We start from the raw sequence: 12873 nt of genomic DNA, 5'->3' as shown, positions 1-12873 counted from the left end.
TTGCCCTTCGCCGCTACTCCTGGTTATGAATTAACTAGGGTAGTTTAAGATCCCCAAACTGCGTTTGGTTTAACTTCGGACTTAATTACATTAGCTGGACTAGGAGGCAGTACGAGGTAGAATTCATCGGAATTCTCTTCTACTGTCTTTACTTTAATGTGATCCGGGAGAATTACACCTAGTGCCTCCTGGATTGCTGCTTTTGGATCGGCGAGTAATTTAGCCTTAAAACTTGGATCTTGCCATGCTTTTTCAATAACTTGTGTTTGAAGGAGAGCCCCTGATGTCATAAAATCACCCTTTCTCAATAAAATGGTTATATTTTCCTTTCTAGTATACCATGAATCTTGTAGGAAATCTAGGAATACTAGATATTCTTGGATAGCCAGTACCCAAGACCGCCACCTTGCAATAAAATTACTTTCGCTTCGATCTCCCGGGCTCCTTCTTCAAGGTTATTCCGCAGAAAATCATGAAAATCATAAAGATCGGGTGCAAGGTCCCGAATAGCGGCCAACTCCTCGTGATTGCGCCGGGCATGTTCCGACAGTTGATTAAGCGTGCCATGAATCGTAATGGCCTGCCTGATTTCCTCCGGTTCGGGCCTGCGCTCCCCCGGGATCTGCAAGTCAGTCTGGACGATCGAAACCAGAGAGTTGTAGCTTCCCTCGGCGAGGTCCTTCTCCCAGTCCTGCCAATCGTCCAACAGTTGCAGCGTCACCAGAACGGTATCTACAGCCTGCTCCAAGCGGGGAATCTCTGCTTCCCGGCCCGCAATAGACATGATTCCGGCAATCGACAGCTTTACCTGGGCTGCCTTATGGCCCATTCTAACGGGATTCTCATGATAGAAATCCGAACCCGTCTCACTGGATACGGCCTCGGCCCATTGGTTTACGTACTTTTTATAATAGGACCAAAAGAGAGGATTTTCCGAAAAACAGCTGCTGTACAGTTTTACGAATTCCAGATGAATCAATTCGGCCAGCGGGAGTTGACCGGGCATAAGCTTGTCCGGTTCATCCATGCAGGCATCGATCAGATGGTAGTACATCATTCCGAAAATGTTGGCGACCGCAAAGCGGCGGGTGATTTCCGTTTCTATGCCGGCCAGCGGCTGGAGCCAAAAGGGCAGCAGATAACATATGTAGTTTTTGGAACGGTTGTCCTTCAGGGCATGGAATTTATCGAGATAATCCAGTGCCGGTTTCCGGAACGGTTCGGGAAGATCTCTCAGAATGGATTCCGCTTCGGCAAAAGCGAGACTAAGTTCCTGTTCGTAGGGTGTCAGCCACTTCAAAGACATGCCTCCTTTCATACTATCTTTGAACTACGTCATGATTATATAGATTCCATTATAGAATAACATGGAACCCGATAAAACCTAAAGCCCGGGTCTCAAGAGGGATTACACTGAATTCATAGAAATGTATAGTATAGCCGACTGACCGGCAGATAATTGTACAAGGGAGGGAACGGGATGCAAGGAAAGACGGTAATCATCACAGGGGCAAATTCGGGGATGGGACTGGCCTCCACCATAGAATTGGCACGGCGAGGTGCGCATGTTGTGATGGCTTGCAGAAGTCCGGAGCGGGGCCGAAAGGCGTGGGAAGCAGCCGTCCGGGAAAGCGGATCAGACCGGCTGGAGTTGATGCTGTGCGATTTGGGCTCCCTGGATAGCATAGCGAAGTTTGCCGGGGAAGTGACGGAACGATACGGCGCGATTGATGTGCTGTTGAATAATGCGGGTGTAGTATCCTTGAAACGGGAATTGACGAAGGACGGTTTCGAGTCCATGTTGGGAGTCAATCATCTGGGTCATTTTCTTCTCACCAATCTGCTGCTGGATTCGCTAAAGCGCGCCGAAGAAGGACGAATCGTCAATGTGTCTTCAGGTGCTTACAAAATCGGCAAAATTCATGAGGATCCGTCGCTGGCTCGCGGCTTTAATGTCGCGAAGGGCTATGCGCAATCGAAGCTGGCCAATATTCTGTTTACGAAGGAGTTGGCGCGAAGACTGGAAGGAACTCGTGTAACGGCGAATTGTCTGCATCCCGGAGCGGTCGCTACCAATATCGGAGTTGACCGGAATACCGGGTTCGGCAAATCGCTGGTCGGCTTATTGCGCCCGTTTTTCCTGACGGCGGAGCAGGGGGCGGAAACGGCGATATATCTGGCGAGTTCTCCTGAAGTAAAGGGAGTCACGGGACAATATTTCTATAAGAAGCAAGCCAGGCCGCTTACCGCAAGGGGTGAGAACCCGGATTCCGCCCGCAGGCTGTGGGAATGGAGCGAGGAACAAGTCGGATTGAAACGATGATCATCCGCATTTGTAGATATGAAGTCCTTAGGGAGATTCAGTAATAGATTGAAATGAAAATGACGGCGACCGGGAGATTGATCATTTCCAGTTACCGTCATTTTCTAATTTCTTATACGAGAGATGACTAGGGATCCCGGCTATAAAACAACCAGATCCCGGGTCAGTTTGTTCAGCCGTTCGTTCCCGTTCTCGGTGATCAGCAGCATGTCCTCGATCATGACTGCACCGACGCCGTAGCCATAATAAGGCGTTTCGATGCAGACAACCATGCCTGGCTCGAGCACGGTGGTATCGGCGGCGCTGAAGAACGGCGCCTCCTCGGTGGCGAGAGCCAGGCCGATGCTATGGCCGAGGTGGCCCCGGTTGTAGTCCGGCAAGCCGGAGCGCCGGATGACCTCCATGCCCTCGGCGAACACCGCGGCCATCGGCACTCCGGGGCCGGCGAGCTCCAGCATGCGGTCGTGGCCCGGCCGCAGCGCCGCATAGGCGCGCTTCGCGGCATCGCCCGGCTCGCCTAGCGAGAACGTGCGGGCGATGTCCGCGCCGTAGCCTTGCACGTCGGCGCCGACATCAAACTTGATGATGTCGCCGGGAGCCGCACGGTGCGGCGCGTAGACCGACGCCGGCGCGAATTGCGGGCCGACGGAGATCGTGGTGAAGCGCTCGCTGAAGCCGAAGCGGCGGCGCGTCACCGCGATCCGGAACGCGGCCGCGAGCTCGGCCGCGGTAACGCCTGCTGCGACGGCCTGCAAGGCAGCGCCGATCGCTTCTTCCGAAATCGCGCAGCTTTCCCGCAGCTGCGCGATTTCGAAGCCGGTTTTACGCGCGCGAAGCCGCGTAAACAGCGGGGCGGCTTCCGCCCAGCGCAGCTGCGGAAGCCGATCGGCGAGCAGCGCGCGCGTCCCGCCGCGCATGCCGCCCAGCTCGGCGGCGACGGCTGCGCCGGCCGCAAGGCCGCTGGCGCCGAGTGCCTCGGCCAGCGCCGAAAGCGCGGCGTCCGGCCCAGGCGCAGCCGGACGCTCGCCGCGGAACAGATCCCTTCTCATGCCGAAGGGATCATCCAGGTCAATCCATTGCGGGTAGGTAAGAATGTCAAAGCCCGGGATGCGGTCCGGCAGTCCCGAGGCTTCGAATTCGCTCATGAGCAATATGGATTTTCGGCCCGGATCACGGAACACGATGGCAAAAGCCGCCTCGGTCATCCGGAATGTATACATAAACATGCTGGGCTGGCCGGACAGATAGTAGACATTTTCGGCGCTGGAGGCGACGAGAGCGTCCAATCCTTCCCGTTCCAGCATTTCCTTGGCTCTTGAGGCCACGTCCAGCAAATGTTCTTCTTTAAGGTTCATACGGTTTCAGCTCCTTGGTAGGGTCGCCAATACATTCATTCATTAAATCTCGTAGGCTTTGGACAATCGTTTTTCGATCCGGTTCAAGATGATCGACAGGCCCGTGCTCATAATCCAGTACATCAAGCCGATGGCTAGAAAGAAAGGCATCGCCACGTAATATCTGGACACCAGGATTTGGGCCGCGCGGAACAACTCAACGACAGTAACGACAGATACCAGGGAAGTTTCCTTGAGCATCCCGATAAAAGAGTTCCCAAGCGGAGGAATCGCGATCCGGGCCGCTTGAGGCAACACTACAAAACGCATCGTCTGCCAAGGGGTCATTCCTAGAGATTGAGCCGCTTCAGTCTGTCCGTGATCGACGGACATAATAGTGGCTCTAAACGTCTCGGAGAGGTAGGCGCCGATATTGATGCTCATCGAAAGGTAAGCCGACATCATAGGACTAAGATGTATGCCCCAGTCGGGGAGACCGAAATAGACAATGAAAATTTGCACCATTAACGGCGTGCCCCGGATAATCGACACGTACACCCGGGCGATATTCCGGATCACGGCATTCCCTTTTAACCGGGCGACGGCTACCACGAGTCCTATGATCAGTCCGAAGAACATGGACACCAAGGTGATTTGCAGCGTGTAATAAGCGCCGGTCAGCAAATATTCAAGATTATCGAGCACGAGTTTCATCGGGTTACCTCCCCAGAGCAGGATGAACTATTTATATCGTTTAAAAGTTAGGATCTACGTCAAACCATTTGTTGTACAACGTTTTAAGCGTACCGTCATCTTTAATTTCTTGAAGCGCCTTGTTGACGGCTTCTTGCAGATCAGGGTTATTCTTCGGCATAGCAACGCCGGCAAAATCGGATTTCAAAGGCTCGCCCACGGTTTTCAATTTCAGGTTATTGCTCTCGATGAGCGGCTTCAGTGCGAACACGTTATTGATCGTTGCGTCAATCCGGCCGTTGTTGAGATCCATCAGTGCGTTCAAATTGTCGTTGTAAGTCACGATTTCAAAATCGCCGACTTTCGGAAGGACTTCGTCGCGCAGGTAAGCTTCGTCATTCGTTCCGAGCGCCACACCGACCTTTTTCCCTTTAAAATCTTCAACCGATTGAATGCTGTCGTTATTATCTTTTACGATGATGCTTACATCATTTTTTACATAAGGCTCTGAGAAATCAATCGATTTCTTACGATCCTCGGTGATTGTGACTTGGCTGACGAGAGCGTCGTATTTTCCTTTTTGCAGACCTTCGATCAATCCGGAAAATTCACCTGTCACAAAGTTCGCCTCGACACCGATCCGCTTGGCAATTTCCTTGGACAAGTCGGCATCGTATCCGTCGACCTCATTGTTTTCATTGACGAAATTATATGGTGCGTACGTGCCCATCAAACCGATGGTAATTTTGCCTTTGCTTTTAATTTGCTCCAGCAGTTTGCCGCCGGAAGCGTTGCTTTCGTTTTGCGCTTGATCGTTGCCGGCCGGAGGTGTTTGGGAGGCGTTATTCCCGGCGTTGTTGCCGCAAGCGGACAAAACAAGGGTTAGCGCTGCAATCAGAGTCATGAAAAATAGGGATTTTCTCTTTCTGGATTTCATAGTGTGGTTCTCTCCTTATTTATAAAATGTTGTTTGTGAGTGAAGTTTCTTATCAGCCAGGTTCGCCGATCAAACCGTAAAATTCAAAACGTGCGGCCGCATGGGCCATTTGCTCCGCCGTATAGACCGGGACGTAATCGACGTCATGCTCCGGCCCGAACAACCATTTGGAGATCGTACCTTCAATCAGGGAAGAGAGAAGCAGGGTTCGAAGCTCCACTCCCGGAGAATCGGGAAGCATTCCAAGCTCGGACGCTCTTTCGATATTGGTTCGAAAGGCTTGTCCAAAAGCCTGCCAGGTTTGCGAGACAGCTTCCTGGACGGCAGGATCGGCGCCTTGGCCCTTAATGAGCAGAAGTACCATCAAATGCCGTTCGCTCTCCGCGAACCTGAACAGCTCCGTCAGCAGCTTGCGCGTGGACACTTCCATGTCTTCGACCGTGCCAGGCTCTTTGCGGTAACCCGTCGCAATCGTTTCGACTAATTTGTCCTTACCGCTGCGGATCAATTCAAGCGTCATCTTTTCCTTACTCTCAAAATACCAGTAGAAAGTTCCCTGCGAGACGCCGGCAGTTTTTACGATATCCGAAATTTTGGTGTTGTGGTAACCTTTGCGGGCAAACCATTCCAGCGCGATGTCTTTCAATTGTTGCTTTCGCTCCGGATCAGGGGTGTTCGCTGATTTCAACCATGGCACCTACTTTCCTAATTGACTCGTCAGTCAGTTAATTCCGATAAGTCTAATAGTATTAATTAGTTTTAATTTTGTCAATTGGTCGTTGAAGATTTTTTTAGAATAATTTTCTTCGATAAACCCACCATAGCCCCTTTCACAAATGGAAGGGGCATTAAGGAAGACGGTTGATGTTTATAAAATTTGATGCAGACCGATGATGATAAGCAGCAGGCCGGAAATGACGGTAGCCCGGTTGCCTAGCTTTTCGGCGGCGTATTTTTCACCGAAACCTGCGCACAGGGCCAGAAGCAGAAAGCTGAACACACCGACCGACAGAGAGGTGTAAAATACATTTAAATGGGTAATGCCCGCATTAAATCCGCCCGCCAGCGCGTTCATCGCAAGTGCGATGCCGAGCAGCAGTGATTCTCCGAGGCTGAGACTCTTGGAGCTGTCTTTGTCCGCTTCCTCCGGATTGCGGAGCAGACGGGTCAGAATCGGAGGATCGTCCTCCGTAGCAACGACCGGTTTCTTTTCCACAAAGGGTTGAAGAAGCACCCACACTCCGACAGCCACAATCACAATCGTACCGATCCATTGACCGACCCAAGGATGAACCCACAAGGCGATCATGTTACCGAACAATCCCGACAATAGCGTAGCGATAAATGAAATGAGCGCGATCGCAAGGTTGGAATACCACGGAATATGGATTTTTCGGACACCGTAGGCGATGCCGACCCCTGCATTATCCAGGTTGGAGGCCAAACCGATGGCGACGACAGCCCAAAGGCTGATCATGTTCATGATGCTCGCTCCTTTGCAACATTGATGCCACAGCATATGCCCAGAAGCCGGTTTTGGTTTCTTCCAGTCCGAAGACAATTCAGGAATGTGGAGAAATTTAGCGAATCCTTATAAATAGTTTTCCTTTCTTCCGAATAAAGTAGTATAATTTTAAAAAAAGATAGCCTAAAGAGGTGATATAAGTGCTTGAAAATTTGTTGCGGCCCACACATCTGCTGTTATTGGTTATCGCCGCACTGTTATTGTTCGGTCCGAGCAAACTGCCTGAATTGGGACGCAGCTTCGGGACGATGCTGAAGGAGTTTAAGAAAGGCGCTCGCGGGGACTTTGACGATGAGAAACCGAAGGAGATCCAAACCGCCGTACAAGAGACCAATAAATCCTAACATAAATAATCCCTGTTATTGCGGGGAGAACCTGTTTGCACAAAAATGAAGGGCGCCCGGTGGGCGCCCTTTTTGTGTTTAATGTAACTTTAGTATAGACTTTGAACGTTTACTATGAGAGATCCAGAGATCATCCTTGCAAAAGCAGCAGAATGATTGAGGATAGTCCGAGACAAGTGCTGATCAGGTACAGGAACATTACGGCCTGCTTATGGTTTAAGCCGGCGCGCAGCAGCCGGTAGTGAACCTGGCTGGCATCGGCCTGATAAATGGCTTTGCCCTGCAGGAAACGTTTGATGACAACGAACAGGTTGTCAAAAATCGGGACCCCCAGCGCCAGTACGGGAATAAACAGGGAGAGTACGGTCGCCTGTTTGAAAGCTCCGTCCAGTGCGATCACGGCAAGCATGAATCCGAGGAAAGTCGCTCCTGCATCGCCCATAAATACTTTTGCCGGCGGTTTATTATACCTGAGATAGGCAAGCGTCACACCGATAAGCGTGATGGATAGCATCGCAGATGTGGTCTGACCTTTAGTCAAAGCGACCACAAACAAGGTTACGGCCGAAATCGCGGACAAGCCGCCAGCCAATCCATCCAGTCCGTCCGAAAAATTAATAACGGTCGTTACGCCGAAAATCCAGAGAATCGTCAATATAAACTGCAGCCATACCGGCAAAAGTACATAGTCCCCGCTGAACGGATTGACGAAGCCGCTGAAAGAAATTCCAGAGGCGAACACCAGCACGGCAGCTGATACTTGTACGATCAGCTTCGGTAGGGCAGGGAAGTCTTTGCCTTTGGTTTTGAACCAGTCATCGACGGTTCCGATCACAAGCAGCAGAATACCGCCCAGGAACAGAGCGCCTGTCTGCATCGAGAAATCCCGTGTAAACAGGAGGTACGAGATAAAAAATCCTGCAAAGATCGCATAGCTGGCTGTCAGCGGGATCGGATTGCGATGGATTTTTCGTTCGACATCCTCTCTGGGCTTATCCACGAAATCAAGCCGGAACGCCAGTCTCCCCAACGGGGGAATCAGAAAATAGACAATGAGAAACGAGAGCAAAAAAGAATAGATATATAAGATTGTAGTCACCACCAAGGCCATTTTTACTTTACTTGCTAAGTCTTATTATAAAAAGAAACATGAATTCTGTCGAACAATTAAATCACGAATGGCCCGGTTTCGCTTGCCGGGGCTTAACCCGCATCCGTTGAACGGAGACGAGCAGGGCCAGCAGACAAATGCCCATCGCCGTCCAAAAAACCGTATGCAGCGCATGCAGCGCGGCTTCGGGCTCTCCTGATGACAAAGGTCTCAAATAGCTGAGACGTGAAGAGTAAATCGATATGGACAGGGAAGTACCGAGCACCATGCCAATATTTCTCACCAACGCATTCAATCCTCCGGCGGTTCCCAGCTTGTCCCGGGACACCGAACCCATAATGCTGGAGTTGTTCGGGGATTGGAACAAGCCGCCGCCCAGTCCGAACAGACCAAGATGCAGCCCAACCATCCAAGCGCTCTCATTCGTCGACAGCGTGTTCAGTAGTCCGAAGGCGAGCGCGTTGACAAGGAGCCCGGCGGTAGTCAGGGAGTACGAGCCGATCTTGTCGGACAGCCAACCGGAGATGGGAGCGACAACGGCCATGACTAGCGGGTAGACCATCATCGTGTATCCGGTTTTGGCCGGAGAGAACCCGAGAACGTCATGCATATAGAACGGCATCAACACATTGGTAAAGAACAGGGCGACGAAGGAAAGGAGCGCCGTAATATTCCCGATCGCAAAGGCCGGAATCCGGTAAAGCGTGAAATCGAGCATCGGGTAGCGGGTTCTTTTTTCCCATAAGTAGAACAAGATCAGCACCACAAGGGATAACCCTCCGCCAATCCAAACGGTAGGGGAGAGCCAGCCCCAGTCTTGTCCGCCCGAAATGACGTAAAGAAACGCCACCATGCCGACCATGAAGAGCGTGGAGCCCGTGTAATCGAACGGCTGCTGTTCCTTGCGGTTGCGGTCCTTGGGCAGAATAAACCAGCCCGCGATAAATCCGAAGATCCCGATAGGGACGTTAATCCAGAAAATCGACGTCCAGCCCAGATGCTCGACCAGAATGCCGCCGATCCCCGGTCCGGTCAACGAGCCAAGCGATACCATGGTTCCGGTGATCCCCATAGCTCGCCCGCGTCCTTTGCTAGAGAACACCTCGGCGATAATCGCCTGGCTGTTGGACATGAGGCACGCGGCTCCCAGCGCTTGGAGAATCCGGGAGCCGATCAAAAGGCCGAGGGAGCCGGATATTCCGCAAAGGGCCGAACCGATGGCGAAGATCAGAAAGCCATAATTGTAAATTCTGCTGCGGCCAAACATATCCGAAATTTTGCCCATGATCGGTAAAGTTGCGCATATCGTTAGCAAATACGCGGTAAGTACCCACTGGACGACATGAATGGGAGCGCTGAGTTCCCCGGCGATCGTGGGCAACGCCACATTGGCGATGCTTCCGTCCAAGGTCGACATAAAGGTGCCGAGAGAAACATTGGCGAGTATCACCCACGGGTTGGTTAGCCAGGTGGATTTTGCAGGTCTGTTATGTTCTTGTGCCAAGATGATAACCTCTTTTCAACTGCCGCTTTGGTATAATTTCGCTTTTTGTATTATATCATGGGGAGTGTAGGTTTACTCTGCACAGTCATTGCGTCGAAAATCCGATTTAATTATGATACATTATATAGGGTATTAATAATGAAAAAATGTAAGCTTTAGGGTATGGAGGGATACTCATGCAAGATGAATACTCGCGCAAGCTGGAGGACCAGAAAGGACTGTTCCGGCAACTGGGCATCAAGCTGGATGCGCTCGCTATTCACGAAAAGGATTTCGACGTTAAGATGCGGGGCTACGAAAAAGAAGAAGTCGACCGTTTCCTTGATGACGTGATTATGGATTACGAACGTTTTTACGATATTATTACGGACCTGCTGGACAAATATAAAGAAATCCAGCGCCGCCAGGCTTACTGGGAGGAAGAGAAAAAGTCTCTGGCCGCCCGCAAGCCGCAGATCGATACGGAAAACTCGGTCGACCGCCGGATTGTGGAGGATGGCATCCGCCAACTGGAACGCAATCTGGAACAGTTGAAATTGCATATTCGTGGATAAAATCATAATAAGGAACCGGCGATTTTTGCCAGGTTCCTTATTTTTTAGATATCAGAAAGTATAAACTTCGGAGCATTTGCTGCCTGATATCGCAAGAAAAACTTCCGCCAAACGCGGTCTGGCTTCCATGAAAGTGCGTCGATAGACGTTTTTCTTATGTTTCTTAATGAATTTGAGGATGTAATTCCTTGCGCAGGTAAGTGCAGGCGAATAAACAGCTATCTTTTTACGCAAACTTCTAAAAAGAAATCGGAACGAAAAGACCGGAAGGCGATCTTCACGGGATGTTCATGTTTTAAACGTTGCACTATGTACGGTATGGTGGTATGATTATAACAGGATTTAGAATTAGTCTAAATTTAAAGCATCTTTTTAGCGCTGCTATCTCTACTTTAACATTATATTTTAATTGGAGGGAATTGAAATGACAAATCAAAACTTGACCCAAAACGAACTGGCTCTGGAAAAGCAACTGAACCTGCAAATTGCGAACTGGACTGTCCTGTATACGAAGCTGCACAATTTCCACTGGTTTGTGAAAGGTCCAAACTTCTTTACTCTGCATGAAAAATTTGAAGAGCTGTACAATGAAGCTGCCGCAAATATTGACGAGCTGGCGGAACGTTTGCTGGCCATCGGCGGAAAACCGGTAGCAACCCTTCGCGATTCCCTGTCCGTCGCTTCCTTATCCGAAGCTGCCGGCGGTGAAGCTCCTGAGGCTATGGTCGCTGCGATCGTTGCGGACTTTACGACGCTGCAAGGCGAATTGAAGCAAGGCATGGAAGCTGCCGAAGAAGCGCAAGACGAAGCTACTGGCGACCTCTTGTTGGGGATCTTGTCTTCGCTTGAGAAGCATAACTGGATGTTGAACGCCTATTTGGGCAAATAATTATCCACTGTTGGTTTAACTATAAAAGGAGCAGGCCTCGCCATAAACTGGTACCCATAGTTTGGACACTTTGAAAAAAGGTGTTCAGGCTGTGGGTACCTTTTTGTATACTGGAATAAGCATCGGGGGGGGATTGCATGAGCAAGAAGAGATTTACCGAAGAGGACCGTGAGGTCCTATCACAAAACAAGTACGTGGTGAATGTAAGTGCGAAGGCCATAACTTATTCAGATGAATTTAAGCAGCTTTTCATCGATCAAAATATGTTACAAAAAACGCCTAGGGAGATTTTTGAGGCCAATGGATTTGATGTAAATGTCATAGGGATGAGTCGTATAAAACAGTGTGCTGATCGTTGGCGGAGAGCGTATAAACGCGATGGAATCGTTGGCTTAACGGATTCTCGTAAAGGCAGCTCGGGGCGTCCCTTGCAGCGAGAACTGACGCAAGAGGAGGTCATTGCCAAGCAAGATGCTCGGATCAAACTCCTGGAGTCCCAACTTGAACTACTAAAAAAGCTAGACTCGAACGAAAGGTTGTTGGTAGCAAAAGGAATGAATCTGAGCAAAACTAAATTATTTGAGTTAATTGCAGAGGCCGTAGACCAAGGCCTTGGGCGTATGACTCGCTATCTTTGTAAACTCCTTAACGTATCTCGTTCGGGGTATTACAGCTATGTAAAGGCTGCAGACGCCCGCTTAGAACGTGCAAGACTCGACGTCGTGGCAGGTGGCTGGATTAAGAAAGCATTCTATTGGAGAGGGTTCAAAAAGGGGTCTCGCTCCATAAAGATGGTTCTTCAGAATGAATTTGGTATCACCTACAACCTAAAGAGAATCCGCCGGTTAATGAAAAAACTAAACCTGGTGTGTCCGCATAGAAAGCCGAACCCCTACAAACGTATGGCCAAAGCTACCCTGGAGCATCGAACTCTTCCTAACCAGTTACAGAGGAATTTCAAGAAGGGTATTCCGGGGTTCGTCTTGCTTACCGACATTACGTATCTTCCCTACAACCGTACGGAGGTAGGCTATTTGTCGACTATATTGGATGCTTCTACGGGGGAACTACTGGCACATCATCTATCAAAGCGAATTGATTTATCCATTGCCACTCAAACTATAGATAAACTCATGAAACAAAGACGTGTTAAATTACATAAAGAGGCTTTCATCCACTCAGATCAGGGAAGCCATTATACAAGCCCCACGTACCAAAAGCTATTGAAGCAGAAAGGTTTAGGTCAGTCCATGTCCAGACGAGGAAACTGTTGGGACAACGCCCCGCAGGAGTCATTTTTTGGCCACATGAAAGACCATGTAGATAGTCGAGGTTGCATCACTTTTGAAGAGTTGCAAGACGAAATTGACCGCTATATTCAATATTACAACCATCACAGGTATCAATGGGGATTAAAAAAGATGACCCCTGTTCAGTACAGGAATCATCTATTGTCTGTTGCCTAAGCCTTCTCTTTTTTAAGTGTCCTTGACAAGGGTACCAGTTTACCATCGGCGGGGCTTGTTTTTTTTGTGTTTTAGATTATTTATAGGAGATTTGAGTTAAATGGAAATGTGATTCCAGTGATCATTTGCGCAAAAACCTCCTTGCCAGTCGCATTTGCATCCGTGTACACTATGGTTAGGAATTGACGGAGTG

14 protein-coding genes are annotated in these 12873 nt (G+C 49.9%); 5 read left to right on the top strand and 9 right to left on the bottom strand.

Annotated features, from left to right (window positions below; all coding sequences use genetic code 11):
- Positions 1-44: 44 nt before the first annotated feature.
- Both NYE70_RS20820 and NYE70_RS20815 read right to left on the bottom strand, forming a co-directional pair.
- Positions 45-290 carry an NHLP leader peptide family RiPP precursor gene (locus tag NYE70_RS20820; protein ID WP_211022159.1) on the bottom strand — a complete coding sequence of 82 codons (246 nt, stop codon included), beginning with the start codon at positions 288-290 and terminating at the stop codon, positions 45-47.
- Positions 291-367: 77 nt separating this feature from the next.
- Complete coding sequence (locus tag NYE70_RS20815) at positions 368-1306, bottom strand: hypothetical protein (protein ID WP_435530112.1); 939 nt, start codon at positions 1304-1306, stop codon at positions 368-370.
- 174 nt (positions 1307-1480) lie between these two features.
- On the opposite strand from NYE70_RS20815, the gene NYE70_RS20810 reads away from it, so the two are divergent.
- On the top strand, positions 1481-2323 hold the full coding sequence (locus tag NYE70_RS20810) for an SDR family oxidoreductase (RefSeq protein ID WP_211021615.1): 843 nt from the start codon (positions 1481-1483) through the stop codon (positions 2321-2323).
- A gap of 140 nt (positions 2324-2463) precedes the next feature.
- Here NYE70_RS20810 and NYE70_RS20805 read toward each other — a convergent pair whose 3' ends face one another.
- From NYE70_RS20805 to ytaF, 5 genes are all read right to left on the bottom strand, one after another.
- Complete coding sequence (locus NYE70_RS20805; RefSeq protein ID WP_290406961.1) at positions 2464-3678, bottom strand: M24 family metallopeptidase; 1215 nt, start codon at positions 3676-3678, stop codon at positions 2464-2466.
- Between the two features lie 42 nt (positions 3679-3720).
- Positions 3721-4371, bottom strand: a complete 651-nt coding sequence (locus NYE70_RS20800; RefSeq protein WP_211021617.1) for an amino acid ABC transporter permease — start codon at positions 4369-4371, stop codon at positions 3721-3723.
- Between the two features lie 40 nt (positions 4372-4411).
- Positions 4412-5287, bottom strand: a complete 876-nt coding sequence (locus NYE70_RS20795; protein WP_290406960.1) for a substrate-binding periplasmic protein — start codon at positions 5285-5287, stop codon at positions 4412-4414.
- Between the two features lie 52 nt (positions 5288-5339).
- The gene (locus NYE70_RS20790; RefSeq protein ID WP_290406959.1) at positions 5340-5975 is read right to left on the bottom strand and encodes a TetR/AcrR family transcriptional regulator; all 636 of its coding nucleotides are present in this window, start codon (positions 5973-5975) and stop codon (positions 5340-5342) included.
- Between the two features lie 180 nt (positions 5976-6155).
- The gene (gene ytaF, locus NYE70_RS20785; RefSeq protein WP_211021620.1) at positions 6156-6806 is read right to left on the bottom strand and encodes a sporulation membrane protein YtaF; all 651 of its coding nucleotides are present in this window, start codon (positions 6804-6806) and stop codon (positions 6156-6158) included.
- A gap of 146 nt (positions 6807-6952) precedes the next feature.
- Here ytaF and tatA point away from each other — a divergent pair, with 146 nt between their 5' ends.
- Positions 6953-7156 carry a twin-arginine translocase TatA/TatE family subunit gene (gene tatA, locus NYE70_RS20780; RefSeq protein WP_211021621.1) on the top strand — a complete coding sequence of 68 codons (204 nt, stop codon included), beginning with the start codon at positions 6953-6955 and terminating at the stop codon, positions 7154-7156.
- A gap of 130 nt (positions 7157-7286) precedes the next feature.
- Here tatA and NYE70_RS20775 read toward each other — a convergent pair whose 3' ends face one another.
- The gene (locus NYE70_RS20775; protein WP_341047922.1) at positions 7287-8267 is read right to left on the bottom strand and encodes an MraY family glycosyltransferase; all 981 of its coding nucleotides are present in this window, start codon (positions 8265-8267) and stop codon (positions 7287-7289) included.
- Positions 8268-8328: 61 nt separating this feature from the next.
- The gene (locus NYE70_RS20770; protein WP_341047921.1) at positions 8329-9771 is read right to left on the bottom strand and encodes an MFS transporter; all 1443 of its coding nucleotides are present in this window, start codon (positions 9769-9771) and stop codon (positions 8329-8331) included.
- A gap of 176 nt (positions 9772-9947) precedes the next feature.
- On the opposite strand from NYE70_RS20770, the gene NYE70_RS20765 reads away from it, so the two are divergent.
- From NYE70_RS20765 to NYE70_RS20755, 3 genes are all read left to right on the top strand, one after another.
- Entirely contained in the window at positions 9948-10325 is a 378-nt protein-coding gene (locus NYE70_RS20765) for a DivIVA domain-containing protein (RefSeq protein WP_211021623.1), read from the top strand.
- A 424-nt stretch (positions 10326-10749) separates the two neighbouring features.
- Entirely contained in the window at positions 10750-11214 is a 465-nt protein-coding gene (locus NYE70_RS20760) for a Dps family protein (RefSeq protein ID WP_341047919.1), read from the top strand.
- 137 nt (positions 11215-11351) lie between these two features.
- Positions 11352-12680, top strand: coding sequence for an IS3 family transposase (locus NYE70_RS20755; protein WP_211026252.1), 1329 nt, complete (start codon positions 11352-11354; stop codon positions 12678-12680).
- Positions 12681-12873: the final 193 nt, after the last annotated feature.

Source organism: Paenibacillus sp. FSL R5-0407, assembly GCF_038009185.1.
Classification (GTDB): Bacteria; Bacillota; Bacilli; order Paenibacillales; family Paenibacillaceae; genus Fontibacillus; species Fontibacillus vini.
Note: the sequence above shows the minus strand (reverse complement) of the source record. Positions and strands in the feature narration are given on the sequence as shown.

Bases quoted from the DNA above. Each gene is read 5' to 3' on its own strand.
- NYE70_RS20820 (WP_211022159.1), bottom strand. From the start codon at position 290: ATGACATCAGGGGCTCTCCTTCAAACACAAGTTATTGAAAAAGCATGG.
- NYE70_RS20815 (WP_435530112.1), bottom strand. From the start codon at position 1,306: ATGTCTTTGAAGTGGCTGACACCCTACGAACAGGAACTTAGTCTCGCT.
- NYE70_RS20810 (WP_211021615.1), top strand. From the start codon at position 1,481: ATGCAAGGAAAGACGGTAATCATCACAGGGGCAAATTCGGGGATGGGA.
- NYE70_RS20805 (WP_290406961.1), bottom strand. From the start codon at position 3,678: ATGAACCTTAAAGAAGAACATTTGCTGGACGTGGCCTCAAGAGCCAAG.
- NYE70_RS20800 (WP_211021617.1), bottom strand. From the start codon at position 4,371: ATGAAACTCGTGCTCGATAATCTTGAATATTTGCTGACCGGCGCTTAT.
- NYE70_RS20795 (WP_290406960.1), bottom strand. From the start codon at position 5,287: ATGAAATCCAGAAAGAGAAAATCCCTATTTTTCATGACTCTGATTGCA.
- ytaF (WP_211021620.1), bottom strand. From the start codon at position 6,806: ATGCTGTGGCATCAATGTTGCAAAGGAGCGAGCATCATGAACATGATC.
- NYE70_RS20775 (WP_341047922.1), bottom strand. From the start codon at position 8,267: ATGGCCTTGGTGGTGACTACAATCTTATATATCTATTCTTTTTTGCTC.
- NYE70_RS20765 (WP_211021623.1), top strand. From the start codon at position 9,948: ATGCAAGATGAATACTCGCGCAAGCTGGAGGACCAGAAAGGACTGTTC.
- NYE70_RS20760 (WP_341047919.1), top strand. From the start codon at position 10,750: ATGACAAATCAAAACTTGACCCAAAACGAACTGGCTCTGGAAAAGCAA.
- NYE70_RS20755 (WP_211026252.1), top strand. From the start codon at position 11,352: ATGAGCAAGAAGAGATTTACCGAAGAGGACCGTGAGGTCCTATCACAA.